General features: G+C 72.1%; 20 protein-coding genes and 1 riboswitch. Of the genes, 7 read left to right on the forward strand and 13 right to left on the reverse strand.

Annotated features, from left to right (window positions below):
- Nucleotides 1–191: 191 nt before the first annotated feature.
- The 3 genes from ABT026_RS25515 to ABT026_RS25525 all read right to left on the reverse strand — a co-directional run bounded on the left by ABT026_RS25515 (nt 192) and on the right by ABT026_RS25525 (nt 5,073).
- A complete protein-coding gene (locus ABT026_RS25515) occupies nt 192–1,415 on the reverse strand; it encodes an alkaline phosphatase family protein (protein WP_351117472.1) in 1,224 nt (407 codons plus the stop codon).
- Nucleotides 1,415–2,002 carry a DUF5998 family protein gene (locus ABT026_RS25520; protein WP_351117473.1) on the reverse strand — a complete coding sequence of 196 codons (588 nt, stop codon included), beginning with the start codon at nt 2,000–2,002 and terminating at the stop codon, nt 1,415–1,417. The genes ABT026_RS25515 and ABT026_RS25520 overlap by 1 nt, the downstream gene beginning before the upstream one ends.
- Nucleotides 2,003–2,088: 86 nt before the next feature.
- Complete coding sequence (locus tag ABT026_RS25525) at nt 2,089–5,073, reverse strand: bifunctional acetate--CoA ligase family protein/GNAT family N-acetyltransferase (RefSeq protein WP_351117474.1); 2,985 nt, start codon at nt 5,071–5,073, stop codon at nt 2,089–2,091.
- Between the two features lie 87 nt (nt 5,074–5,160).
- Here ABT026_RS25525 and ABT026_RS25530 point away from each other — a divergent pair, with 87 nt between their 5' ends.
- Nucleotides 5,161–5,478: an HPr family phosphocarrier protein gene (locus tag ABT026_RS25530; RefSeq protein ID WP_351117475.1), complete on the forward strand. Its 318-nt coding sequence runs from the start codon at nt 5,161–5,163 to the stop codon at nt 5,476–5,478.
- Nucleotides 5,479–5,667: 189 nt separating this feature from the next.
- Here ABT026_RS25530 and ABT026_RS25535 read toward each other — a convergent pair whose 3' ends face one another.
- The 4 genes from ABT026_RS25535 to ABT026_RS25550 all read right to left on the reverse strand — a co-directional run bounded on the left by ABT026_RS25535 (nt 5,668) and on the right by ABT026_RS25550 (nt 10,461).
- Complete coding sequence (locus ABT026_RS25535; RefSeq protein WP_351117476.1) at nt 5,668–6,375, reverse strand: GntR family transcriptional regulator; 708 nt, start codon at nt 6,373–6,375, stop codon at nt 5,668–5,670.
- Between the two features lie 182 nt (nt 6,376–6,557).
- The gene (locus ABT026_RS25540) at nt 6,558–7,310 is read right to left on the reverse strand and encodes a M23 family metallopeptidase (protein WP_351117477.1); all 753 of its coding nucleotides are present in this window, start codon (nt 7,308–7,310) and stop codon (nt 6,558–6,560) included.
- A gap of 13 nt (nt 7,311–7,323) precedes the next feature.
- A riboswitch (cyclic di-AMP (ydaO/yuaA leader) is annotated at nt 7,324–7,493 on the reverse strand.
- 227 nt (nt 7,494–7,720) lie between these two features.
- On the reverse strand, nt 7,721–9,109 hold the full coding sequence (locus ABT026_RS25545) for a M16 family metallopeptidase (RefSeq protein WP_351117478.1): 1,389 nt from the start codon (nt 9,107–9,109) through the stop codon (nt 7,721–7,723).
- A complete protein-coding gene (locus ABT026_RS25550) occupies nt 9,106–10,461 on the reverse strand; it encodes a M16 family metallopeptidase (RefSeq protein WP_351117479.1) in 1,356 nt (451 codons plus the stop codon). Before ABT026_RS25550 ends, ABT026_RS25545 begins: the two co-directional genes overlap by 4 nt.
- A 307-nt stretch (nt 10,462–10,768) precedes the next feature.
- Between ABT026_RS25550 and ABT026_RS25555 the strand changes: the two genes are divergently transcribed.
- A complete protein-coding gene (locus tag ABT026_RS25555) occupies nt 10,769–11,212 on the forward strand; it encodes a hypothetical protein (RefSeq protein WP_351117480.1) in 444 nt (147 codons plus the stop codon).
- A 125-nt stretch (nt 11,213–11,337) separates the two neighbouring features.
- Nucleotides 11,338–13,800 (forward strand): DNA gyrase/topoisomerase IV subunit A, encoded by a 2,463-nt coding sequence (locus ABT026_RS25560; protein ID WP_351117481.1) that lies wholly within the window; start codon nt 11,338–11,340, stop codon nt 13,798–13,800.
- A 66-nt stretch (nt 13,801–13,866) separates the two neighbouring features.
- Here the strand turns inward: ABT026_RS25560 and ABT026_RS25565 are convergent, their stop codons facing one another.
- The gene (locus ABT026_RS25565) at nt 13,867–15,015 is read right to left on the reverse strand and encodes a CobW family GTP-binding protein (protein ID WP_351117482.1); all 1,149 of its coding nucleotides are present in this window, start codon (nt 15,013–15,015) and stop codon (nt 13,867–13,869) included.
- Nucleotides 15,016–15,349: 334 nt separating this feature from the next.
- Here ABT026_RS25565 and ABT026_RS25570 point away from each other — a divergent pair, with 334 nt between their 5' ends.
- The 3 genes from ABT026_RS25570 to ABT026_RS25580 all read left to right on the forward strand — a co-directional run bounded on the left by ABT026_RS25570 (nt 15,350) and on the right by ABT026_RS25580 (nt 17,490).
- The gene (locus ABT026_RS25570) at nt 15,350–15,913 is read left to right on the forward strand and encodes a DUF6082 family protein (protein ID WP_351117483.1); all 564 of its coding nucleotides are present in this window, start codon (nt 15,350–15,352) and stop codon (nt 15,911–15,913) included.
- A 262-nt stretch (nt 15,914–16,175) separates the two neighbouring features.
- The gene (locus ABT026_RS25575) at nt 16,176–16,415 is read left to right on the forward strand and encodes a hypothetical protein (RefSeq protein ID WP_351117484.1); all 240 of its coding nucleotides are present in this window, start codon (nt 16,176–16,178) and stop codon (nt 16,413–16,415) included.
- A 127-nt stretch (nt 16,416–16,542) separates the two neighbouring features.
- Nucleotides 16,543–17,490: a ferredoxin family protein gene (locus tag ABT026_RS25580; protein ID WP_351117485.1), complete on the forward strand. Its 948-nt coding sequence runs from the start codon at nt 16,543–16,545 to the stop codon at nt 17,488–17,490.
- A gap of 129 nt (nt 17,491–17,619) precedes the next feature.
- On the opposite strand, the gene ABT026_RS25585 is transcribed toward ABT026_RS25580, so the two are convergent.
- From ABT026_RS25585 to ABT026_RS25595, 3 genes are all read right to left on the reverse strand, one after another.
- Entirely contained in the window at nt 17,620–19,212 is a 1,593-nt protein-coding gene (locus ABT026_RS25585) for a monocarboxylic acid transporter (protein WP_351117486.1), read from the reverse strand.
- A complete protein-coding gene (locus ABT026_RS25590; RefSeq protein WP_351117487.1) occupies nt 19,209–19,727 on the reverse strand; it encodes a DUF485 domain-containing protein in 519 nt (172 codons plus the stop codon). The genes ABT026_RS25585 and ABT026_RS25590 overlap by 4 nt, the downstream gene beginning before the upstream one ends.
- Nucleotides 19,728–19,972: 245 nt before the next feature.
- Complete coding sequence (locus tag ABT026_RS25595) at nt 19,973–22,096, reverse strand: DNA gyrase/topoisomerase IV subunit B (protein WP_351117488.1); 2,124 nt, start codon at nt 22,094–22,096, stop codon at nt 19,973–19,975.
- Nucleotides 22,097–22,549: 453 nt separating this feature from the next.
- On the opposite strand from ABT026_RS25595, the gene ABT026_RS25600 reads away from it, so the two are divergent.
- Nucleotides 22,550–22,783 (forward strand): DUF7455 domain-containing protein, encoded by a 234-nt coding sequence (locus ABT026_RS25600; protein ID WP_108952024.1) that lies wholly within the window; start codon nt 22,550–22,552, stop codon nt 22,781–22,783.
- Between the two features lie 171 nt (nt 22,784–22,954).
- Here the strand turns inward: ABT026_RS25600 and ABT026_RS25605 are convergent, their stop codons facing one another.
- Together ABT026_RS25605 and ABT026_RS25610 are read right to left on the reverse strand one after the other, a co-directional pair.
- Nucleotides 22,955–23,797, reverse strand: coding sequence for a serine protease (locus ABT026_RS25605; RefSeq protein WP_351117489.1), 843 nt, complete (start codon nt 23,795–23,797; stop codon nt 22,955–22,957).
- A 160-nt stretch (nt 23,798–23,957) separates the two neighbouring features.
- Complete coding sequence (locus tag ABT026_RS25610; RefSeq protein ID WP_351117490.1) at nt 23,958–25,490, reverse strand: RNA polymerase sigma factor; 1,533 nt, start codon at nt 25,488–25,490, stop codon at nt 23,958–23,960.
- Nucleotides 25,491–25,892 lie beyond the last annotated feature (402 nt).

The raw sequence follows: 25,892 nt of genomic DNA on the forward strand, positions 1-25,892 counted from the left end.
ACCGTCCGCCGCCCGACCAACCTGTGGCGAATACCCAAGAGAGTCGGTCGACTTGCCGCAGTCCATCGTCCCGGAGAAGAACACCAGCTCTGGCATGACAGGTCGAAGGCCTTTCGGTCAGGTCGGCGCGCCGGGAAAAAGGGGAAGGGGGCGGAGGCGGGGAGGCAGACGAACGGGGACGGCGTGCGCCGTCAGGTGCGGACTTCCAGGAGGGGGACGAGCTGCTCGGCCGGAGTCATCGAGCCGTGGTTCCCGGTCATCAGGGACTCCTTCGGCTCCCGCTCGGAAGCGATCAGCAGGACGTCGTCGCGGGCGGCGGCGATCACGTCGCCGAGGCGGGCGTACACCCGCTCGTCGATGCGCGGACCGAACCAGCCCGCCGCGATCGCCTCGTCCCGGGAGGCGATCCAGAACTGCTCGCCGAGGACCTCACGCCACACGGTGAGCACGTCGTTCGCCGCACCCGGCACCGCGTAGACGTGACGGGCGCGGCCCTCGCCGCCCAGCAGGGCGACTCCGGCCTTGAGCTCCCAGTCCTCGTCGACGTCGATGCGGTGCTCCTCGTCGAAGGGCACGTCGATCATGCCGTGGTCGGCGGTGACGTAGAGGGCGCTGCGGGGCGGCAGTTGCTCGGCGAGGCGCTGCACCAGGCGGTCGACGTAGCCGAGCTGGCCCCGCCAGGTGTCGGAGTCGACGCCGAACCGGTGCCCGGCGCCGTCCACCTCGGAGTAGTACGTGTAGACCAGGGCGCGGTCGGCCGCGGCGAGCTGCTCGGCCGCGAGGTCCATCCGCTCCTCACCGGCGAGGCGGCCGTGGAAGGTGCCGCCGCTGAGCGCGACCTTGGTGAGCGGGGTGGACTCGAAGGCGGGCGACGACACCTGCGCGGCGTGCACGCCGGCCGCCTCCGCCATCCGGAAGACGGTCGGGTGGGGCTGCCAGTCCGCCGGAGAGGTCCACGGGTGCCAGCGCAGCTGGTTCATCAGCGCGCCGGTCTCCGGGTTGCGGACCGTGTAGCCGGGCAGGCCGTGGGCGCCCGGCGGCAGGCCGGTGCCGACCGACGCCAGGGAGGTCGCGGTGGTGGCCGGGTAGCCGGCCGTCAGCGGGCGGCCGGTGCCGCCGCGCGAGGAGGCCAGCAGGGACGTCATGAAGGGCGCCTCGTCCGGGTGCGCCTTCAGCTGCTCCCAGCCGAGGCCGTCGATCAGGAAGACGCAGGCCCGGTCGGCCGGGGCCAGCTCCGGCATGGCGGCCGTGACACCCGGCACGCCCATGCCGGCGGCCAGGGTGGGCAGCAGGTCGGCCAGCGATCCGCTGCCGTACTCGGGGACCGGGGCGGAGGACAGCGGCAGCGGCTCCGGATAACCGGAGGCGGGCGCGGCGTTGGCCTGCTCCCAGTCGTCCCATGCGGCGTGGGACATCAGCGCGCGGTGTCCGCGATCGCCTCGGAGAGCGCCTGCGCGAAGGCGAGGGCCTGGGCGACCGTCTCCGGGCCGTCACCGGCCTCGCTGACGCGCAGGGTGAGGTCGTCGGCGGTGGAGCTGCCGGTGTAGCCGTGGTCGGCGTCGCAGTTGGGGTCGCCGCAGGCGGCGGGCTCCAGGTCGAGGCGGGCGACAGCGCCCCAGCCGATGGTCAGCACGACCTCGCGGGGCAGCCGGCCCGGCGTGTACGTCTCCGGGTCGGCGACGACGCGGCTGACCACCACGGAGGCGATCTTCTCCAGCTTGACCGACTCCGTGGACGTCGTCGCGTACGGCGAGGGCGAGGTGCTGTCGGCGTTCTGCTCGTCGGTGTGGCTGACGATGAAGCGGTTGCCGGTGAGCACCAGCACCGTCACGTGGCGGCGCACCTCGTTGGCGTCGAAGGTGGTCTCCTGATGGACCAGGAACGACCGGACGGGCTCGCCGCCCACGGCGGACTCCACCGCCTCGGCCACGAGGGCCGGGTAGTAGCCGCTGCGCTCGATCGCCGCGCGCAGCCCCTGGGTCGTCGTACTGGTCTTGGCCATGCCGTCCATCCTACGGCGGCGCACGGACTGTCCGGACCGCTCGGGAGCGCTCCGGTCCGTCCCCGCGGGGCTCCGGGCCCGGCCGGTCAGTACGCGGGCAGCGTACGCGGCCCCTGGTCGTCGCGGGCGGGCGGGGGCGCCAGCCGTACCGAGGCGCCGAGCACGCTCACGCCGCGCGGGGCGACGACCACGGGTTCCAGTGTGACGGCCACCACCTCCGGGTGGTCGTCCACCAGCCGCGACACCCGCAGGAGCAGCTGTTCGAGGGCGTCGGTGTCCACGGGGGCGGCGCCTCGCCAGCCGAACAGGAGCGGGGCGGTGCGCACCGAGCGGATCATCGAGGCGGCGTCGCGGTCGGCGACCGGGATCAGCCGGTGTGAGAGGTCTCCCAGGAGCTGGGAGGGGGCGCCGGCCAGGCCGAAGGAGAGCACCGGCCCGGCCGCGGGGTCGATCACCGCGCGCACCACGGTGTCCACGCCGCGCGGCGCCATCTGCTGGACCACCGGGCGGACCTCGTCGGCCCCGCCGAAGAGGTCGGCCAGCTCGGCGAAGGCGCGACGGACCTGGTCCTCGTCGGCGAGGTCGAGGCGGACGCCGCCGAGGTCGGCGCGGTGCCGCAGGTGGGGGGCGGTGGTCTTGAGCGCCACCGGGAAACCGAGCCGCCCGGCGGCGGCGACGGCCTCGTCCGCGGTGGCTGCGGGGACGGCACGGCGCACGGGGATGCCGTAGCGGCGCAGCAGATCGCGGGTGTCCTCGGGCCCGAGGTCCGGGCCCACGGAGGCGGGGGCCCCGGCCGGGGGACCGTTCACGTCGGCGGGGGCCGGGCCGCTCACCCCGGCCGGGGCGACGGAGCCGTTCACGCCGGCGGGGGCCACGGCGTCCGGGCCGCTCGCGTCCGCCGGGGCCGCGGCGGTGCGGGCGAGGAGGGCGGTGACGAAGGCCGCGGTCTCCTTCTCGTCGATGTCCTCGTACTCCGGCACCCTCCCGGAGTCCGCCGCCGACCGCCGCCAGTCGGCGTACCGGACCGCCTCCGCGAGGGCGCGGACGGCGCGCTCGGCGGCGGGGTAGGCGGGGATCAGCCGCTGACGGCTCTCCTCGGGCTTCTCCTCGCCGCCCTCACCCGCCGGGGTCCGCGGCGGTTCGGTCCCGTCGGCGAGATGGGCGCCCTCGCCGGACCGGGACCGGGGCGCGGTGACCGCGGCGGCGGACAGCGCCTCGGCGAGGCCGCCGAGCTCGACGTGCACGACCAGGACGGGTTTGTCGGGCGTCTGCGCGCCCGCGGTGCGCAGCGCCTCGGCGAGTTCCGCGTCGGCGGCGGCGCCTCCGACGCCGGTCGCCTCGTCGATGCGCGGGATGGCGGTGACCACCACGGCGTCGCAGCCCGGGTCGGCCAGTGCGCGGGAGAGCGCCCGGTGGAAGTCGTCCGGGGTCGCGGCCGTGGTGAGGTCCAGCGGGCGCTGCGGCTCCAGGCCCTCGGCGAGGCAGGCGTCGTAGGTGAGCAGGCCCAGCGACTCGGAGTTGCCGAGGATCGCCACCCGCGGCCCGCCCGGCAGCGGCTGACGGGCCAGCAGCAGCCCGGCGTCGACCAGTTCGGTGATGGTGTCCACGCGGATGACCCCGGCCTGGCGCAGCAGCGCGGAGACGGTGTCGTGCGGCAGCCGGGTCGCGCGCACGGCGTGCCCCTGCGGCACGCCGCTGTGCCGGGCTCCCTGCACCACGACCAGCGGCTTGGCGGCGGCGGTGCGCCGCGCGAGGCGGTTGAACTTCCGCGGGTTGCCGATGGATTCGAGGTACATCAGCGCGACGTCGGTCTCCGGGTCGTCGTACCAGTACTGCAGCACGTCGTTGCCGGAGACGTCGGCGCGGTTCCCGGCCGAGACGAAGGTGGACACGCCGGTGACCCCGGTGACGCCGCCGTCGCGCCGGTGCAGGCGGGAGAGCAGGGCGACGCCGATGGCCCCGGACTGGGTGAACAGGCCGATCCGCCCGGCCCGCGGCATCTCGGGTGCGAGGGAGGCGTTGAGGCGGACCCCGTCGGCGGTGTTGACCACGCCGAACGCGTTGGGGCCGATCACGCGCATGCCGAACGCGCGGGCGCGGCGCACGAGTCGGCGCTGCCGCTCGAGCCCTTCGGGGCCGAGCTCGGCGTACCCGGCGGAGAGCACCACCATCCCCTGCACCCCGTGCGCCCCGCACTCGTCGACCACCTCGGGCACCCGGTCGGCCGGCACGGCCACCACGGCGAGGTCGACGGGTCCGTCGATCTCGGCCAGCGAGCGGCACGCGGGAACGCCGTCGACGTCGGCGAGGTCCGCGGGGAAGGCGGCGTTGACGGCGTGCAGCGCGCCGGTGAAGCCGCCGTCGCGCAGGTGCTCCAGCACGCCGCGGCCGACGCCGCCCGGAGCGCGGCTCACTCCGATCACGGCCACCGACCCGGGTGCGAGCAGCCGGCGCACGGAGCGCGCCTCGGCGCGCTGTTCACGGGCCTGCTGGACGGCGAGCGAGCGGTCGGTGGGCTCGAGGTCGAGGTGGAGGCGGACCACGCCCTCCTCGAAGCTGCGTTTCTGGGCGTACCCGGCGTCCGTGAACACCTTGATCATCTTGGTGTTGCCCGGCAGCACCTCGGCGGCGAAGCGGCGCACGCCCCGCTCCCGGGCCACCGCGGCGATGTGCTCGAGCATCGCGGAGGCGACCCCGCGGCCCTGGTGCGCGTCCTGGACCAGGAAGGCGACCTCGGCCTCGTCGGCGGGCGCGGAGGCGGGCATGCCGTCGGCGTCGACCCGGTCGTAGCGGACGGTGGCGATGAACTCGCCGCCCACGGTGGCGGCGAGGCCGACCCGGTCCACGTAGTCGTGATGGGTGAACCGGTGCACGTCCTTGGCGGACAGGCGTGGGTACGGCGAGAAGAAGCGCAGGTACTTCGACTCGTCGGAGACCTGCTCGTAGAAGCTGACCAGGCGTTCCGCGTCGTCCTCGGTGATGGGCCGGACGTGGGTGATGCCGCCGTCGCGGAGCACCACGTCGGCTTCCCAGTGCGCGGGGTACTCGTGACGGTCCGACGGGCTCTGCATGCGGCAAGCCTACGGCTCGTGGCCCCGATCGGGGCGCGTGGTGACGCGCGCGACGCGCGCGGACGGTGAGGACAGGAGGTACCGGAGATGCCCGAACGCCGGGTCAGGGTGGCCGCGCCGGACGGTCTGCACGCGCGGCCGGCCGCACGTTTCGTGCGGGCCGTGCAGGACTCGGGGCTGCCGGTGCGGGTGGCCAGGGCGGACGGCGCGGGGGTGGGGCCGGTGAACGGCGCGTCGATCCTCGGGGTGCTGGGGCTGGGGGTGCGCCGCGGCGAGGAGGTGGTGCTGTCCTGCGAGGGCGCCGGGGCGGGTGCGGGGGCCGGGGGCGCGGAGAAGGTGCTCGGCGACCTGGCGGAGCTGCTGTCCGTGGACCGTCCGGAGCGCCCGGGGGAGGCGGAGCTGTGAGCGGGGCGGGACCGGGGCCCGTCGAAACGCGCCGCGCGCGAAATACCCCGCGCGAACAGGAACACGAATGCATCGCACCCCACGAATGGCCGCACGGCGAGAATTGCCGAGCCGACCCCGGAAAGGGCGCACCGAACAACGGAGCGGGAATTGCACCCGCGCACCCGCCTCTTGTATACGGCCCCCTTGTTAATTACGGAGGCCATTCATGTTTACGGCATGTTGCGAGGTCCTCACGCTGTCCGTGCGCGCCGCGCCTCCGCGGTTCTGACCGGGAATGCGCAGCCGGTACAGCACGGTCGAGCGCTCGGTGTGCAGTGCGGTCACCTGCCGGGCCCGCTCCCCGTCGCCCCGGGCCACGGCGTCCACGATGGCGCCGTGCTCGGCCCAGGTCTCCACGGGCGCGGGCAGCGGATCGAGCGCGTACATCCAGGCGATCTTGTGCCGCAGCTGGGTGAGCGTGGCGGTCAGCGCGGCGCTCCCGCAGGCCTGGGCCAGCGTCTCGTGGAACCAGCCGCCCAGCGACCGCAGCTCATCCCCGTATCCGCGCCGGGCCCGCTCCTGACCCAGCCTGACCAGGCCGCGGAGCACCTTGAGGTGGGCCTCGGTACGCCGCTGGGCGGCCCGGGCGGCGCCCAGCGGCTCCAGCAGCAGCCGCATCTCCAGCAGGTCGGCGGCCTCCTGCTCGGTCGGCTCCGCCACGCAGGCCCCGGCGTGCCGCCGGGTGACCACGAAGCCCTCGGCCTCCAGGGTGCGCAGCGCCTCGCGGACCGGGACGCGGGAGACGCCGTAGCGGCGGGCGAGGAGTTCCTCGGTCAGCCGGGTCCCGCGCTCGTGGACCCCGGCGACGATGTCGTCCCGGATCGCCGTGCATACCGAATGCGCGGGAATACGCATGCCGACCTCCGCCTCGATGAATAAGGCGACTCTAAGGCAATGCGCGTGAATTTCCGACGGGAAGTCGCACGGGAGAGGGAATTTTCGGCCGCTCCGCCGCCCGGTGCGCCCGGATACCGTACGGAACGACGAAAAAGCCCCCCGTCCCGGAAACCGGGCGGGGGGCTTTCGCGTGGGTGACGTCAGAGGTTCACGCCGTGGGAGCGGAGGTAGGCGACGGGGTCGATGTCGCTGCCGTACTCCGGGGAGGTGCGGGCCTCGAAGTGCAGGTGCGGGCCGGTGACGTTGCCGGTGGCGCCGGAGCGGCCGATGTGGGCGCCCGGGGTGACCGCCTGGCCGACGGCCACGCTGACCGAGGACAGGTGGCCGTACTGGGTGTACGTGCCGTCGTGCATCTTGATGACGACCTGGTAGCCGTAGGCGCCACCCCAGCCGGCCTCGACGACGGTGCCGCGGCCCACGGAGCGGACCGGGGTGCCGGAGGCGGCGTGGAAGTCGATGCCGGTGTGGCTGCCGGAGGACCAGATGCCGCCGCCCGCCTGGTAGGAGGTGGAGACGTAGGACCCGGCGATCGGGCTGACGAACATGTTGAGGCGGCGGAGACGCTCACGCTCGGCCTCGCGGGCGGCGCGCTCCTCGGCGGCCTCACGCTCGGCGCGGGCCTTCTCGGCGGCCGCGGCGCGGGCGGCGGCCTCGACGGCGGCCCGCTCCTGGGCCTCGGCCTGCTCGTCGATCTGCTCGGCGACGGAGTCGCCGATGGTGACGACGGGAAGCAGGCCGGTGGTCTCGGCGGGGGCCTCCGCCGCGACGGCGGGCGAGGCCAGGGTGCCGACGACGCCGGTGGTGGTGAGAGCGGCGAGGCCTGCCAGGCCGGCGGTGGTGCGGCTGGTCCGGCCGGGACGACGGTGCCTGCCGGGGGCGCAGTTGAACGCCATGAAGTGGCTGAGTCCTTTCCTTCCCTCTCGCCTGCCGGGTTAGCTGTCGGGTTCGGAGCAGGAAGGTCTCCTACGGGTTCCTCCCGCGTGACGGAAGGCGCCCGATTCACCCCAGGGGTACCGCTCGGTTGGGTCCCCGGCTCCCCTGGCTCGCGCCGTACGGGGATTAGGCGATGACTGCCCGGCGCCGCGGATGCGGAGCACAGGTGTGGCGGGCAGCCGGATCGAAGCTAGTTGGGTGATCAATCGGATAACAAACGGATCAAGACTTTTGTAGCGCACGCCACAGGGCAAACCGGACCCTTCTACGCGCATCGCACGGCTCCCGGACGAGCCGGCGCCGGACCGAACGAAGCGGGCCCCGGCGGCCGTAAGGCTCACCGGGGCCCGAAACCGCCCTGAACGGGCCGCTACTCGGCGCTCACCACGGTCACCTCGCCGATGCCCAGCTCCCGCACCGGGCCGGCGATCTGCGCGGCGTCGCCGACCAGGACCGTCACCAGACGGTCCACCGGGAAGGCGCTCACCACGGCCGCGGTGGCCTCCACCGTGCCGGTGGCGACGAGCTGCTGATAGAGCGTCGCCTGGAAGTCGTCCGGCAGGTGCTGTTCCACCTGGTCGGCCAGCGTGCCGGCGACCGCGGCGGCCGTCTCGTACTTCAGCGGCGCCACGCCCACCAGGTTCTGCACGGCGGTGTCCCGCTCGGCGTCGGTCAGGCCGCCCTCGGCGAGGGTGCGCAGCACCTGCCACAGGTCCTGCAGCGCGGGGCCGGTGTTGGGGGTGTCCACCGAGCCGCTGATCGCCAGCATCGCGGCGCCCGAACCGTCGGGGGCGGAGCGCAGGACCTGCCCGAAGGCGCGGACGCCGTACGTGTAGCCCTTCTCCTCGCGCAGCACCTTGTCCAGACGGGAGGTGAGCGTGCCGCCCAGGCAGTAGGTGCCGAGCACCTGGGCCGGCCAGACCCGGTCGTGCCGGTCCGGGCCGGTGCGGCCGATCAGCAACTGGGTCTGGACGGAGCCGGGACGGTCCACGATCACCACGCGGCCGGTGTCGTCCGACGTCACCGCCGGCACCGCGCGCGGGGCGGCCTGGGAGCCCTTCCAGGCGCCCAGCGTCTCGGCCAGCAGGGCGTCCAGGTCGACGCCGGTGAGGTCGCCGACCACCACGGCGGTCGAGGTGGCCGGACGGACGTGCCGCTCGTAGAAGGCGCGCACGGCGGCCGCGTCGATCTTCTCGACGGTGTCCTCGGTGCCCTGACGGGGGCGCGCCATCCGCGAGTTCGCCGGGAAGAGCTCCTTGTACAGCTCCTTGGCGGCACGGCGGGCCGGGTTGGCCAGCTCGTGCGGGATCTCGTCGAGCCGGTTGCGCACCAGGCGGGAGACCTCGTCCTCGGCGAACGCCGGGGCGCGCAGCGCGTCGGCCAGCAGGCCCAGCGCCTTGGGCAGCCGGGAGGCGGGGACCTCCAGGGAGACCCGCACGCCGGGGTGGTCGGCGTGCATGTCCAGCGTGGCGCCGCACCGCTCGAGTTCGGCGGCGAAGTCCTCGGCGGAGTGCTTGTCGGTGCCCTCGGCGAAGGCGCGCGCCATGATGGTGGCGACGCCGTCCAGGCCGAGCGGCTCGGCGTCCAGCGGGGCGTCCAGCAGCACCTCGACGGCCACGACCTGCTGGCCGGGGCGGTGGCAGCGCAGGACGGTCAGGCCGTTGTCGAGGGCGCCGCGCTCGGGCGCGGGGAACGCCCACGGCTTGGGCTCGCCGGCCTGCGGCTGGGGGTGGAACTCCATGGTGGCCAGGTCGGTCACTTGGCCTCCTCCTCTTCGTCCTCGTCGCCTTCGGCGTCCGCGCCCTCGGGAGTGATCGGTTCGTACACCAGGACCGCCCGGTTGTCGGGGCGCAGGCGGGCCTTGGCGACCTCCTGGACCTCCTCCGGCGTCACCTCCAGCACCCGCTCCACGGCGGTCAGCGCGAGCTGCGGGTCGCCGAACAGGACGGCGTACCGGCACAGTTCGTCGGCGCGGCCGGAGACCGTGCCGAGGCGGTCCAGCCACTCGCGCTCGAGCTGCGCCTGGGCGCGCTCCATCTCCTCGGCCGTCGGGCCCTCGGCGGCGAGCCGGGCGAGCTCCTCGTCGACGGCGGCCTCGATCACCGGCACCTCGACGTCGCCGGAGGTCTTGACGTCCAGCCAGCCCAGCGAGGGCGCTCCGGCCAGCCGCAGCAGGCCGAATCCGGCCGTCACCGCGGTGCGGTCGCGGCGCACCAGGCGGTTGTAGAGGCGGGAGGACTCGCCGTAGCCGAGGATGGTCAGCGCCACGTCGGCGGCGTCGCAGGCGCGGGTGCCGTCCTCGGGCAGGCGGTAGCCGGCCATCAGGGCGCGGGCCGGGACCTCCTCGCGGACGACCTCGCGGATCTCCCCGCCGACGACCTCCGGCAGCGCTCCGTCCCGCGGGGCGGGCTTGCCGTCGTGGGAGGCGATGGAGCCGAAGTACTTCTCGACCCAGGCCAGGGTCTGCTCGGGGTCGATGTCGCCGACCACCGACAGCACCGCGTTGTTGGGCGCGTAGTAGGTGCGGAAGAACGCGCGGGCGTCCTCCAGGGTGGCGGCGTCCAGGTCGGCCATGGAGCCGATCGGGGTGTGGTGGTACGGGTGGCCCTCGGGGTAGGCCAGCGCGAAGATCTTCTCGAAGGCCGTGCCGTAGGGGACGTTGTCGTACCGCTGGCGGCGCTCGTTCTTGACGACGTCGCGCTGGTTCTCCATCGACTCGTCGTCGAGGGCGGTGAGCAGGGAGCCCATCCGGTCGGCCTCCAGCCAGAGCGCGAGCTCCAGCTGGTGGGCCGGCATGGTCTCGAAGTAGTTGGTGCGCTCGAAGCTGGTGGTGCCGTTGAGGGAACCTCCGGCTCCCTGCACCAGCTCGAAGTGACCGTTGCCCTTCACCTGGGCCGAACCCTGGAACATCAGGTGCTCGAAGAGGTGGGCGAGGCCGGTGCGGCCCTGGACCTCGTGCCGGGAGCCGACGTCGTACCAGAGGCACACCGCGGCGACCGGGGTCAGGTGATCCTCCGAGAGCACCACGCGGAGCCCGTTGGCAAGGCGGTGCTCGGTAGCTGTGAGGCCTCCTGAGCCTGCCTCGGCTGTGGCCGTGTGACCCATGGGCATGTACGTCCCTTCGCTCGCCTGAAACTTGTATGTCCGGACTGCCTGTCACTCTATGCAACCGAGGGCGGTTGCCGTGAGGTTCCCGATACGTCACATTGCCGCCCGATCCGGGGACACTCCGGCCCGTCGGGAGCTTCTCCCGCCGCCTGGACGGCCGCGCGGTGGCCCCGCCGGGAGCTTCTCCCGCCGCCTGGACGGCCGCTCCGGCGGCCGCGACCCCGATCGCCCCGGGACGCGCGGGTGTGCTGGGATGGGCGCCGTCCACCGGTCGGCGTCGTCCGCCGTGAATGAAGTGAAAGGACGTTCCATGCGCAAGGCCTTGACCGCCGCCGCCCTTCTGGGGCTGGGCGCTCTGCTCCTCTCCGGCTGCTCCGGCTCCGACGGCGACGACGGGGCGAAGGGCCCGGCCGCCTCGAAGGCCGCTTCGAAGGCCTCGCAGCCGGCCGAGCGGTCCTCGCAGGCCGCGGCCCCGGAGCAGGGGTTCGACGGCACCTGGCGCCCCATCAACGACAGCCCCGTCGAGACGTTGAAGATCACCGGGGAGAAGGTCGTCACCACCGGCGAGCTCGCCTGCCCGGGCTCCCTCGAGGGCGTCGGCACCGACAAGCCGCGGATCACCCTGGACTGCGCGAAGCCGGACCCCGCGCGCACGAAGGGAACCCTGAAGATGAAGTCCGACGGCTCCGCCGTCGTGATCGAGTGGGACGGGCCCGAATGGGGAGGAATGATCGACAGCCTGCGCCGGGCCTGAGCCCCGGGCGCCCGTCCCGGGGCGTCACCGGCGGGGGCGCGGTCCCAGGTGTCGGCGGCGAGGGCCACAATGGTGCGCGACAGTCCCCGTTCATGCTCGCAAGACCGTGAAGGAGCCCGGCAGCGATGGCCCGCCGCAGCACGAAGACAGCGCGACCCGATGACGATGCTTTCGAGGAGCGGATCCTCGACATCGACGTCGTGGACGAAATGCAGGGCTCCTTCCTCGAGTACGCCTACTCGGTCATCTACTCCCGCGCGCTGCCCGACGCGCGTGACGGTCTCAAGCCGGTGCACCGGCGGATCGTCTACCAGATGAACGAGATGGGCCTGCGCCCCGACCGCGGGTACGTGAAGTGCGCCCGCGTCGTCGGCGAGGTCATGGGCAAGCTCCACCCGCACGGCGACACGTCGATCTACGACGCGCTGGTCCGGCTCGCCCAGCCGTTCTCCATGCGCGTCCCGCTGGTCGACGGCCACGGCAACTTCGGTTCCCTCGGCAACGACGACCCGCCGGCCGCCATGCGGTACACCGAAGCCCGGATGGCCGACGCGACGAGCCTGATGACGGAGTCGATCGACGAGAACACGGTCGACTTCCAGCCCAACTACGACGGCCAGGAGCGGGAGCCGGTGGCGCTGCCCGCCGCCTTCCCGAACCTGCTGGTCAACGGCGCCTCCGGCATCGCCGTGGGCATGGCGACCAACATGCCGCCGCACAACCTCGGCGAGGTCGTCGCCGCCGCCCGGCACCTGATCCGGTACCCCCACGCCGACCTCGACGCGCTGATGAAGCACGTTCCCGGCCCGGACCTGCCCACCGGCGGCCGCGTCGTCGGCCTGTCCGGCATCCGCGACGCCTACGAGAAGGGCCGCGGCACCTTCAAGATCCGCGCGACGGTCGCCGTCGAGCAGGTCACCGCCCGCCGCAAGGGCCTGGTCGTCACCGAACTCCCCTTCTCGGTGGGCCCGGAGAAGGTGATCGCCAAGATCAAGGACCTGGTGAGCTCCAAGAAGGTCCAGGGCATCGCCGACGTCAAGGACCTCACCGACCGCGAGCACGGCCTGCGCCTGGTCATCGAGATCAAGAACGGCTTCGTCCCCGAGGCCGTGCTGGAGCAGCTGTACAAGCTGACGCCGATGGAGGAGTCCTTCGGCATCAACAACGTCGCCCTGGTGGACGGCCAGCCGCTCACGCTCGGCCTCAAGGAGCTCCTCGAGGTCTACCTCGACCACCGCTTCACCGTGGTGCGCCGCCGCTCGGAGTTCCGCCGCGGCAAGAAGCGCGACCGGCTGCACCTGGTCGAGGGCCTGCTGACCGCGCTCATCGACATCGACGAGGTCATCCGACTGATCCGCTCCAGCGACAACTCCGCCCAGGCCAAGCAGCGCCTGATGGAGGCCTTCGCGCTGTCGGAGATCCAGACCCAGTACATCCTCGACACACCGCTGCGCCGCCTCACCAAGTTCGACCGCATCGAGCTGGAGGCGGAGAAGGAGCGGCTCACCGCGGAGATCGCGGAGCTGACCCGGATCCTCGACTCGGACGCCGAGCTGCGCAAGCTGGTCTCCGCCGAACTGGCCGCCGTCGCTAAGAAGTTCGGCACCCCGCGGCGCACCGTGCTGCTGGAGTCCGCGGACACCCCGGCCGCCCTGCCGCTCCAGGTGGCGGACGACCCGTGCCGGGTGCTGCTCTCCTCCACCGGCCTGCTGGCCCGCACGGCCGACGCCGACCCCTTCCCCGCCGTCAAGAACGCCAAGCGGGTCAAGCACGACGTGATCGTCTCCGCGGTGGACACCACCGCGCGCGGCGAGATCGGCGTGGTCACCTCCACCGGGCGGCTGCTGCGCGTCAACGTGGTCGACCTGCCGATGCTCCCCGAGATCGCGGCGGGCACCACGCCCAACCTCTCCGGAGGCGCCCCGCTCGCCGAGTTCGTCTCCTTCGAGGACGACGAGACGGTGATCTGCCTGACCTCGCTGAACGAGTCCTCCCCCGGCCTCGCGGTCGGCACGCTGCAGGGCATCGTCAAGCGCGTGGTGCCGGACTATCCGGCGGGCAAGGACGAACTCGAGGTCATCGGCCTCAAGGAGGGCGACCGGATCGTCGGCGCGGTGGAGCTGCGCACCGGCGACGAGGACCTGGTCTTCATCACCGACGACGCCCAACTGCTGCGCTTCCAGGCCTCCCTGGTCCGCCCGCAGGGCCGCCCGGCGGGCGGCGTGGCCGGCATCAAGCTGGCGGACGGCGCCAAGGTCATCTCGTTCACCGCGGTGGACCCGGGCCAGGAGGCGGTGGTCCTGACCGTCGCCGGCTCGCGCGGCACGCTCGACGACTCGGTGCAGACCACGGCCAAGCTGACGCCGTTCGACCAGTACCCGCGCAAGGGCCGGGCCACCGGCGGCGTGCGCTGCCAGCGCTTCCTCAAGGGCGAGGACTGTCTCTCCCTCGCCTGGGCGGGCCCGGCACCGGTGCACGCCGCGCAGAAGAACGGCATGCCGGCCGAGGTGCCGGAGATGGATCCGCGACGCGACGGTTCGGGCGTGGGCCTGCCGAAGACGGTCGCGGTGGCCGCCGGTCCCGCGTGACCTGACCGCCTCCGCCAGGGCCCTCCGCGACCTTCGCGGGGGGCCCTGCCGTTCCCCGCCCGGGGGCTACTCCTCGGGCGTGACCAGCTCCGCGTCGTCCTCGGGCGCCACCAGGTCCGCGTCGTCCTCCCCCTGCACGTACCGCAGCACGCCCCACATGCCGTGCTCGTCCGCCTCCCCGGGCGTCCCGCCCACGCAGCCGGCGAGCTCCTTCTCCAGCCCCGCCGCGTCGATCCCGGACCCGATGAGCACCAGGGCGGTGCCCCGCTCCTCCCGCCGCTTCCACGGCTCGGGGTAGAAGCGCAGGAACCGCCCGACGGCGTGCACCAGGTACCGGTTGCCCGGGTCGTACGCGCCGAAGTCCACGTACCCCTTGATCCGGTACAGCCCGTGGGGCCGCTCGTCGAGGAACCGCATCAGCCGCCGCGGGTCCATCGCCCGCGCCGACGTGAAGGACACGCTCTCGTACCCGGCATGCAGGTGCCCGCCGTGCCCGTTCCCCTCGGCGCGCTGCTCGTCCCCCTCGCCGTGCTCGCCGCCGCTGCCGTCGCCGTCGCCGTAGAGGTCCACGTCGTCGAAGGACAGCTGCCCGACCCGCTCCTGCGACGGCCGGCAGTCGAACAGGAAGTCCGGGTCGACGCGCCCGTGCGTCGCCCGCACCACGGCGGCCCCGTCGGCCGCCTCCCGCACCGTGCGCAGCACGGCCTCCACGTCCTTCGCCCGGTCGGTCTTGTTGACCACCACCAGGTCGGCGAGGGCCAGGTGACGGTCGATCTCCGGGTGCCGCTCCCGGGTCTCCCCGAACTCGGCCGCGTCCACCACCTCCACCAGCCCGCCGTAGACGACCTCCGGCTGCTCGCTGGCCAGCACCATCCGCACCAGTTCCTGCGGCTCCGCCAGCCCGCTCGCCTCGATCACGATCACGTCGATCCCCGAGGGCGACCGGGCCAGCCTGCCCAGGTACTCGTCCAGTTCCCCGACGTCCACGGCGCAGCACAGGCAGCCGTTGCCCAGCGACACGGTGGAGTCGCCCAGCGCGCCGGCCACCGCCAGGGCGTCGATCTCGATCGCGCCGAAGTCGTTCACCACCACGCCGATGCGGCTGCCGCCGCTGTTGTGCAGCAGGTGGTTCAGGAGGGTGGTCTTCCCCGCCCCCAGGAACCCCGCCAGCACGACGACCGGAATCTGCGGGGTGTGCGGGGTCCCACTGCTCATGACGCGCCCTCTCTCGTCGCACCGCGCGCCCCGGCGCACGCTGCTCACTTCCGATCGACTCCCAGTGCCGCCGCCAGGATATGAGGCCTGCGAAACGGCTTCCGGTGAACGATTGTTCGCTGCCACCGATGGGCAAACGTTTCAGCATGGCGCCGGTCCGGGTGACCCGCACGTCCCTCCGTGCGCCTCCCTCTCCGCCTCCCGCCGATCAGAGCCGCTCGGGATCCTGGGGAGCGGCAGCACGCAGCATCGCCCACCGCCCGCCGGTCCCCGCCCGTGTCGACCCGCACCGACCCGACGACCGGCGCGGGGTCGTCCGATACGGGGGATTGACATGGCCACACAGTTTTTACGCTCACTGGCGGTGGCGTGCCTCGGCGCCGCCGCCGGCGCGATCACCGCGACCGCCGTCCAGCGCCGGGCGCTCGACGAACTCCGGGCGGCATTGGACCAGCACCTGACCCAGACACGCGCCATGCGACGCGAGGTCAACCTCACGAGCCAGCAGCGTCAGCATTGGGCGCTCCTCAGCAAGGCCATCGACGACCCCGACCTCGCCGAGGTCCTCGACGTCTACGAGGGCCCCGGCCTCACCCCTCGCAAACGCCGCCAGTACCTCTTCGCCAACGCCCTGTACACGAACATGCTGTTCTACTACCGCATCGGCAACATGACCAAGGAGGAGTTCTTCGGCTTCGCCCGGAGCACCCTGCAGAACGCTCCGTTCAGGGAGTACTGGCACGACACCCGACACCACCGGGTGAGTCTGCCGCCCTCCACGGAAGAGGCCCAGCTCGGCGCATTGATCGACGGTCTGCTGCAGGAGCTGGAGCAGGCGGAGGACGAAGACTGGTGGGTGGTCGGCATCCAACCGTCCGAGTCGGAGGACGAGCACTGAGCCAGGCATGCGGACGCAGCCGACGGAGGCTGTGACTCGGTGGCGAAGACGCACGCCGACCTGCCATTTCACTCTCCCGGGCGGATGCCAACCGCTACGCTCCTCGTTGTTCACCACGCGCACGGGCCCCGTCTGGCGATCGCGTACCAAACTGCTCCACAAGACAGTCACGCCACAAGTACCACCCGCACCCCACGAGGGTTTCCCGAGCTGGGCACGGGCGCGCGCACCTCCACGCCTTGGTCGAAAGGGAAACTCAACAGTGAGCAAGATCCTCCGCCGTATCGGTGCGTCTCCACGTGAGAGAGGCAGCGTCAACGGTGCGACCTGCCCCGACATCTTCGAGCTGGAGGACGGCAACTTCGCCGTCATCGGCACCGAGGCGACGGCGGATCTGGACAGCCATCTCCCCTCGGACGCGGCACGGGCGGACTACGAGCGGATCGTCGTGATCAGCCGCGAGACCCTGGTACGAGCCAAGGCGGACATCCCCGACGTGTAGCACCGACAGCCACGTGGGTGGCCCCGGCGCGAAGGCGGCGTCGGGGCCACCCACGCTTTCCCCTCCGTCCCCCGAACGCGCCCCGCCAGACCGCACGCGTCCCACCAGCCAGGTTAGGCTCACCTGTGTGAGTAGGTGCGCAACCGTGTCACGGGCCCTGGACGAGCCGATCGCCGGGACCGCGGTGCACGCGCGGACGTGGCTGCTGGTCGAGCAGCCCGGTCCCTGGGGGCCCAAGGCGCTCACGGAGAGCCGGCTGGACCCCGCGCTGGGGCGTGCCCTGGAGGACGCCGCGGAGGGCAGCGGGGTGCGGGTCGCCCTGATCCGGCGACCCGGGCCGCACGCGGACCACGGGACTCCCCCGCTGCGGCGGGTGTACGCCGCGCACACGGCCCCCCGCAACGACTGGGTGCTGGGCGCCCTCACCCGCGAGCCCGAGCGACTGCTGGACATCGACTTCGCGGCACTCGGCCGCGGCGAGCCGGAGGCCTTCGGCGCCGCCCTGCCCGATGCGTCGCCGCACACCGGCTTCCCTCTGGCGTTCGTGTGCACCAACGGACGGCGGGACCGCTGCTGCGCCCTGCTGGGCCGGCCGCTCGCCGCCGAACTCGCCGCCTCCCATGTGACGGGCACCTGGGAGATCACCCACCTCGGTGGCCACCGCTTCTCGCCCACCCTGCTGGTCCTGCCGCACGGGTACGCGTACGGCCGGGTCGACGCACCGGCCGTGAAGGAGATCCTGCACCGCGCCAGGGACGGTCAGGTGGTCACCGAGCACTGCCGGGGCCGCTCGGCCTGGGCGCGGCCGGGTCAGGCGGCGGAACTGGCCGTGCGGACACGGATCGGGGAGACCTTCGCGGACGCCCTGGACGTCACTGGCGTCCACCGGGTCCCGGCAGGCGCCGCCGAGCAGGACCCGCCGCTGTGGGAGGTCGTCGTGACGCACGCCGACGGCCGCCGATGGCGCGTGGTCGTCGCCGAGGCGGCGGCCGCGCCGCCCCGCCCGCAGAGCTGTGGGGCGCCGCTCGGCTCTCCCGCGCGTATGGACGTCGTCGAGGTGCGCGAGACGACCTGACCGCCCTGGACGGCGGTGACGTCGCGGACGGCCGGGAGCCCGGCGCACCCACCTGCGTGCGCCGGGCTCCCGGCAGGTCTCCGGCACCCGAAAGACGGCCGGGGCGCCCCCGAGGGCGCGGGGTCGGGGTCAGACCGCTCCCGCTCCGGTCAGCGACCGCACCTCGGTCTCGGCGTGCTTCGCCTCGTCCGGCTCCTCGGAGGAGGTCACCGTGCCGACCCATCCCGCCACGAAGCCCAGCGGGATGGAGATCAGGCCCGGGTTCTCCAGGGGGAAGAACGCGAAGTCCGCGCCGGGGAACATGGACGTCGGCCGGCCGGAGACGACCGGCGAGAAGACGACGAGCGCCACCGCCGGGACGAGGCCCCCGTACACCGACCAGATGGCGCCCCGGGTGGTGAAGCGGCGCCAGAAGAGCGTGAACAGCAGCACCGGAAGGTTGGCCGAGGCCGCCACGGCGAAGGCGAGACCGACCAGGAAGGCGACGTTCAGTCCGCCGGACAGCAGGCTGAGGCCGATCGCGACGACGCCGATGCCCACCGCGGCGACGCGGGCCACCGCGACCTCGCTGCGCTGCTTGGCGCCCTTACGGCGGAACGAGGCGTACAGGTCGTGCGCGACCGACGCGGACGAGGAGAGCGTCACGCCGGCGACCACCGCGAGGATGGTGGCGAAGGCGACCGCCGCCACCACCGCGAACAGCACCGGACCGCCCGTCGAGTCGGCTCCGCCGCCCAGGTTCAGGGCCAGCAGGGGCACCGCGGTGTTGCCGGCCTCGTTCGACCTGCGGACCTCGTCGCTGCCGACGATCGCCGCGGCGCCGAAGCCCAGCAGGATCGTCATCAGGTAGAAACCGCCGATCAGGCCGATCGCCCACACCACGGAGCGGCGGGCGGCGCGGGCCGTGGGCACGGTGTAGAAGCGCGACAGGATGTGCGGGAGCCCGGCCGTGCCGAGGACCAGCGCGAGGCCCAGGCTGATGAAGTCCAGCCGGTCCGTCCAGCTCCCGCCGTACTCCAGGCCCGGAGCCAGGAAGGCCGCGCCGAAGCCGCTGTTGTCGGCGGCGGAGCTGAGCAGCGCGTTGAAGTCGCCGCCGAAGCGGACCATCACCAGGACACCCAGCACCAGCGTGCCCACCAGCAGCAGGACGGCCTTCACGATCTGGATCCAGGTGGTGGCCCGCATACCGCCCAGGGACACGTAGACGACCATCAGGGCGCCGACGCCGATGACCGTCCAGGTCTGGGCCGCACTGCCCGTACCGCCCAGGAGCAGGGCGACCAGGCTGCCGGCGCCGACCATCTGGGCGACCAGGTAGAGGACCGAGACGATCACCGAGGAGGTGCCGGCCGCGATCCGCACCGGACGCTCCCGCATCCGGGCCGCGAGCACGTCCGCCAGCGTGAACCGGCCGCAGTTGCGGACCAGCTCGGCCACCAGCAGCAGGACGACCAGCCAGGCGACCAGGAAGCCGACCGAGTAGAGCATGCCGTCGTAGCCGAAGAGGGCGATCAGCCCGGAGATGCCGAGGAACGACGCGGCCGACATGTAGTCGCCGGCGATGGCCAGGCCGTTCTCCACCGGGGAGAAGAGGCGGCTCCCCGTGTAGAACTCCTCGGTCGAACCGTGCCGGTTACGGCCGGCCCAGGTGGTGATGCCGAGGGTGACCGCCACGAAGACGCTGAAGAGGACCAGGACGAGGGACTGGTGGTTGCCCGTCATGCCGCACCGCCCCGGGCGCCGCGGGTGAGCTCCTGGGTGTCCCAGCGCAGCTGGAGGGCCGCGCGGTCCCGGCGGAGCCGGGCGTGGCGGGCGTATGCCCAGGTCAGGGCGAAGGTGGTGAGGAACTGGCCGAGCCCGGCGAGCATGGCCACGTTCACCGAGCCCGCCACCGGGGTGGCCATGAAGTCCACCGCCGTGGTGGCGGCGACCACGTAGGCGACGTACCAGAGGAAGAAGGAGACGAAGGCGGGAACCACGAACTTCCGGTAGCGGCTGCGCACCTCCTGGAAGGCTGCGCTGCGCTGCACCTCCAGGTAGACGTCGGCGGCCGCGCGGTCGCGGCTCTCCTCCCGCACCTGGCGCGCGGCCGGCACCGCGGGAGTCTGTTCCCCCGTGCCGTCCGTCTCACCCCAGCCAAAGGCGAGTGCGTCGTACCAGGGGTCGTCGAACCGCACCTCTCCGGTGTCGCGACCGTCGTGCTTGTTCACCGAAATCTCCTTGTCCCACGGCTCCATTCGGCCGTAGGAACAATGATGGACAGACCGTGAACTTCCCGGACTCTTTCGGCAGATCTCTCACCCCATCAGGTGACCGAAAGGTCAACGGTCACAGGCGTTGCTCCCGCACGGGTGACGCACGTGCCGACCCAGGAGGTCACGCACGCGGCGGGAGACGGCCCGGGCCGGACGCGCCTCCGTCCGGCCGTCCAGGGACGTCCGGGCGGAGGCGGGCGACGGTGCGGCCGGGCGGGCGGCGCCCGTCAGGCGTCGATCCGGGAACGGTCCAGGGTCGCGGCGGAGCTGGAGATGAACTCCTTGCGGGGGGCCACGTCGTTGCCCATCAGGAGGTCGAAGACCTGTTCGGCCGCCTCCAGGTCGGAGAGGTTGATCCGCCGCAGCGTGCGGTGCCGCGGGTCCATCGTGGTCTCCGCGAGCTGGTCGGCGTCCATCTCGCCCAGGCCCTTGTAGCGCTGGATGGAGTCCTTGACCCGGACACCCTTGCGCTCGAACTCGAGCAGCGTCTCGCGCAGCTCACGGTCCGAGTAGGTGTACACGTACTTGTCCTGGCCGCGCTTGGGCTGGACCAGCTCGATCCGGTGCAGCGGCGGCACCGCCGCGAAGACCCGGCCGGCCTCGACCATGGGACGCATGTAGCGCTGGAAGAGGGTCAGCAGCAGGCAGCGGATGTGCGAGCCGTCCACGTCGGCGTCGGTCATCATGATGATCTTGCCGTAACGCGCCGCGTCGATGTCGAAGGTGCGCCCCGACCCGGCCCCTATGACCTGGATGATCGCGCCGCACTCGGCGTTCTTCAGCATGTCGCTGACCGACGACTTCTGCACGTTGAGGATCTTGCCCCGGATCGGCAGGAGCGCCTGGAACTCGGAGTTGCGGGCGAGCTTCGCGGTGCCGAGGGCGGAGTCGCCCTCGACGATGAAGAGCTCGCTGCGGTCCACGTCGTCGCTGCGGCAGTCGGCCAGCTTCGCCGGGAGCGAGGAGGACTCCAGGGCCGTCTTGCGGCGCTGGGCGTCCTTGTGCTGACGGGCCGCGATCCGGGTGCGCGCGGCCGCCACGGCCTTCTCCAGGACCGAGCGCGCCTGCTGGGCCGCGTCCCGCTTGGCCGAGGTCAGGAACGCCTTGAGCTCCTTGGAGACGACCTGGTTGACCACCCGGCGGGCCGCCGAGGTGCCCAGCACCTCCTTGGTCTGCCCCTCGAACTGCGGTTCGGCGAGGCGGACCGTGACCACCGCGGTCATGCCCTCCATGGCGTCGTCCTTGACGATGTCGTCCTCGGCGACGCGGAGCATCTTCTTGGAGCGCAGCACCTCGTTCATCGTGCGGGCGACGGCCTGCTCGAATCCGGCCACGTGGGTGCCGCCCTTGGGCGTGGCGATGATGTTGACGAAGGACCGGAGCGTGGTGTCGTAACCGGTGCCCCAGCGCATCGCGACGTCCACCCCGAGCTCCCGGGTGACCTCGGTCGGGGTCATCTGCCCGTACTCGTCGAGGACCGGCACGGTCTCCTTGAAGGTGCCCTGGCCCGAGAAGCGCAGCACGTCGCAGATCGGGCGGTCGGAGGCGAGGTACTCGCAGAACTCGCTGATGCCGCCGTCGTAGCGGAACGACTCCTCGCCCTTGCTCCCGCCCTCGCCGAGGCCGAACTCGTCGCGCACCACGATGGTGAGGCCGGGGACCAGGAAGGCGGTCTGCCGGGCGCGCTGGTGCAGGTTCTCCAGCGAGAGCTTGGCGTCCTTGAGGAAGATCTGGCGGTCCGCCCAGTAGCGGACGCGGGTGCCGGTGCGGCTCTTGGGGATCTTGCGCGCCTTGCGCAGGCCGCTGCCGGGCTGGAACTTCGCACTCTCGCCCCGTCCGGAGAACTCCCCCGGGACACCGCGGCGGAAACCGATCGCATGGGTGTGCCCGTCGCGGTCCACCTCCACGTCCAGCCGGGCCGAGAGGGCGTTCACCACGGAGGCGCCGACGCCGTGCAGGCCGCCGGAGGCCGCGTAGGAGCCGCCGCCGAACTTGCCGCCGGCGTGCAGCTTGGTCATCACGACCTCGACACCGGAGAGGCCGGTCTTGGGCTCGACGTCCACGGGGATGCCGCGGCCGTTGTCCCGGACCTCGACCGAGGCGTCGTCGTGGAGGATGACCTCGATGTGGTCGCAGTGGCCGCCCAGGGCCTCGTCGACGGAGTTGTCGATGATCTCCCACAGGCAGTGCATCAGGCCACGGCTGTCCGTGGAGCCGATGTACATGCCGGGGCGCTTGCGGACGGCCTCGAGTCCCTCCAGGACGAGAAGGTGCCGCGCGGTGTAGTTGGAACCGTCCCGATCTGCTCCGGTCAGCAACGCTGTGGACGGCACGGACGTGTCGGCGGTCACGCGGTTCGCTCCTCGCTGAATTTTTCTGGGCATGTCTTGGCGTCGCCAGGGGACGCCTCACGGCTCGGTCGCCGCTCCAGAGAGTACCGAGGCCTGATGAGGCCGGTGTAACGCCACCCTCGTCCCCGGTCAAACCCTAATCCAGAATCGTATGCCCGTTCGATACCCCGGAGGAGTGAAGCACACATCACGTTCCGCGGCAGGCATGAACCCTTTAGGCTCCGGGCACGTCCTCCTCAACAAGCGGCGTTCGGTCGCCGGAGGACCGACACTGGAAGAAGCGCGAACCCGTACGGCACCAAGACACGCACTACGGCACATTCGCCGCCAACCGGCAGCAGACAGCCGCCTCGCTGAGAAATCTTTCGAGGAAAAGCCGCGAGCGGGAACGTTTTCGGCCTGGTTGGATGTTGACCCTGGTACGACAGCTCGTCGAGCTAGAGAAGAGGCGACGTGACTACTGTTCTGACCCCCGCGAGCCCGCTGACGGCCGCCGATCGCTGCGACCGCTGCGGCGCCCAGGCATACCTGCGCGTCGTCCTGCTGAGCGGCGGAGAACTGCTCTTCTGCGCCCACCACGGCCGCAAGTTCGAGCCGGAACTCAAGAAGATCGCCGCCGAGATACAGGACGAGACGGAGCGACTGACGTCCTCCGGCCCGGCAGCCGACCCCGACGGAGAGCGCTGAGAGCGCCGACACTCCGTCCCACGACGAGCTAACCCGGCACAGGCAGGGTGACAAAGGCGGTCGCCTCCCCCACCAGGGAGGTCGGCCGCCTCTGCTCGTCCCGGGGCCCGTCGTCCCCCTTCCGGCCCTGTCCGACCCGGCCGGGTTCCCGCTCCGCCGTCCGGCAGGACCTCAGGGCCGCCGCGCCAGCGTCCGCACGACCTCGGACACCCTCGTGTAGACCCCGGGCTTGCGGGACTGCCCGCACCCGCTGCCCCAGGAGACCAGCCCGATCAGCCGGCCCTTGGCCACCAGAGGGCCTCCACTGTCCCCCTGACAGGCGTCGGGGCCGCCGCCGGGCTCTCCGGCGCACAGCATCGCGCCGGGCGTGTAGGCGCCCTCAGCGCCTCCCGGGTAGGCCTCCTGGCAGTAGGCGTCCTCCAGCACGTGCACCCGCGCCGCGCGCAGTGACCGCGCGTAGGCGCCGGACCCGGTGACATCGCCCCAGCCGTAGACCGTGGCGGCCGTCCCCGGCCGGTAGGCGCCGTCCCCGGCGGGCGCCGCCTTCACGACCGAGCTCCGCGGCAGCGGCTCCGCCAGCGTGAGCACCGCGAAATCGCCGGCGTTCGTGACGTCGTCGTACTCCGGATTCACCCAGGTGTCCCGCACCCGGATCTCCTGGCCTCCTCGGCCGGTCAGCTCGGAACGTCCCGCGATCACCGTGAGGTCGGGGACCTGCTGCGGCGCTCTGCCGAGGACGCTCTCCCCCAGGCAGTGCGCGGCCGTCAGGACGGTCCTGGCGCCGATCACCGCGCCGCCGCAGAAGTGCCCCGCCCGCGTCGTGCCGAAGAGCGCCCGGCTGGAGATCGCCACGGTCCACGGGGCCTGCTCCACCTCCACCGGGAACCCGCCGACGACGACCCGCGACGCGGCCCCGCGGACGGACTCGGCGTCGGCCGCCGCCGGCGCGGCCGGCACCAGCGCCGCCAGCGACGAGGCCACCGCCGCGACCCCCACGGCTGGGAGAAAACGCATAACATCCCTCACTCCGGGTCGACCATGTGTCGACCCAAAGTAATCCAGGCGGGCCTTCCTCCACAGGTCGGACGACGCGAAGGCCCGGCTCCACCGGAGTGGAGCCGGGCCTTCGCGTCGTTTCACGACCGGTCGTGACCGGCCGGGTGATCCGGTCCGATCAGTCCAGGTAGTCGCGCAGGACCTGCGAGCGCGACGGGTGACGCAGCTTCGACATCGTCTTGGACTCGATCTGGCGGATGCGCTCACGCGTCACGCCGTAGACCTTGCCGATCTCGTCGAGCGTCTTCGGCTGCCCGTCGGTGAGACCGAAGCGCATGGAGACCACGCCAGCCTCACGCTCGGAGAGCGTGTCCAGGACGGAGTGCAGCTGCTCCTGGAGCAGGGTGAAGCTGACCGCGTCGGCCGGCACGACCGCCTCGGAGTCCTCGATCAGGTCACCGAACTCGCTGTCGCCGTCCTCGCCGAGCGGGGTGTGCAGCGAGATGGGCTCGCGGCCGTACTTCTGGACCTCGATGACCTTCTCCGGGGTCATGTCGAGTTCCTTGGCCAGCTCCTCCGGGGTGGGCTCGCGGCCCAGGTCCTGGAGCATCTGACGCTGGACGCGGGCCAGCTTGTTGATGACCTCGACCATGTGCACCGGGATACGGATGGTGCGGGCCTGGTCGGCCATGGCGCGGGTGATCGCCTGACGGATCCACCAGGTGGCGTACGTGGAGAACTTGTAGCCCTTGGTGTAGTCGAACTTCTCGACGGCGCGGATCAGACCGAGGTTGCCCTCCTGGATCAGGTCCAGGAAGAGCATGCCGCGGCCGGTGTACCGCTTGGCCAGCGAGACGACCAGACGGAGGTTGGCCTCCAGCAGGTGGTTCTTGGCGCGGCGGCCGTCCTCGGCGATGATCTCCAGCTCGCGCTTGAGCTTGGGCGCGATCTTGTCGGAGTTCGCCAGCTTGTCCTCGGCGAACAGACCGGCCTCGATGCGCTTGGCGAGCTCGACCTCCTGCTCGGCGTTGAGCAGCGGGACCTTGCCGATCTGCTTGAGGTAGTCCTTGACCGGGTCCGCGGTGGCACCGGCGGCGGCGACCTGCTGGGCCGGGGCGTCGTCCTCGTCCTCGTCGGACAGCACGAAGCCCGCGCTCTCGGCGCCCTCGGGCTCGTCGGCGGCCTTGCCCGGGGTCTCCTCGATCTCCTCCTCGGCCAGCTCCGGGTCGTCCTTCTTGGACGCCGTCTTCTTGGCCGCGGTCTTCTTCGCCGTGGTCTTCTTGGCCGCCGTCTTCTTGGCGGTGGTGGCCTTCTTGGCCGCGGCCTTCTTGGCGGGCGCGGCGGCCTCCGCCTCCTCACCCTCCTCGACGGACACCGCGGGAGCCGCGGCGGCCTTCTTGGTCACCGCGGGCTTGGCGGCGACCGAGCGGGTGGTGGTGCGCTTGGCCGTGCTCTTGGCGGCGACACTCTTGCGGGCGCGCTTGGGCTCCGCCGCGTTCACCATCAACGTCACACCCTCTTCTTCGAGGATCTGGTTGAGGCTGCGGAGAACGTTCTTCCACTGAGTGGCCGGAATCTGGTCGGCTTCGAAAGCGCGACGCACGTCGTCGCCGCCGATCTGCCCCTCAGCCTTCCCACGCTCGATGAGCGCCATGAGAGAGACGGACTCGGCGATCTCCGGCGGGAGCGTACGGGATGTGCTGGCCGACACGAACAACCTCTCGGAACGTTGGAAAACGGCTTCCGGCCCCGTCCGCAAGGACAGGAGCCGACGACCGGCGGCCTGGGGATGAGCCGACGGCGCGGGCTCGGGCCGGGAGGAACAAGCGCCGGTACGGCGTCCGTATTCCTTCCTCGGCTGTCACCTCTTAGGTCATCGCGCTGCTCCGCCGAGCGTTACGCCCAATCTGCGTGGCCCGAGTCACACCGCGAATCGGTGCAATACCGAAGATAGTCGGTCATTACCGGTCACGGAGCGACGGTTTTCCGCAGATGCCGTGATGCAGGACACCCCTCACCCCTGGGACCACGGAGGCGAGGGGAGGAAGAGGGCGGGAAAAAGGGAGGGAGGGAGGGAGGGGCCGCCGGAATCTCGCCCCGGCGGCGCCGCGCC

It is taken from the genome of Streptomyces sp. NPDC002734 (assembly GCF_040295685.1).
Classification (GTDB): domain Bacteria; phylum Actinomycetota; class Actinomycetes; order Streptomycetales; family Streptomycetaceae; genus Streptomyces.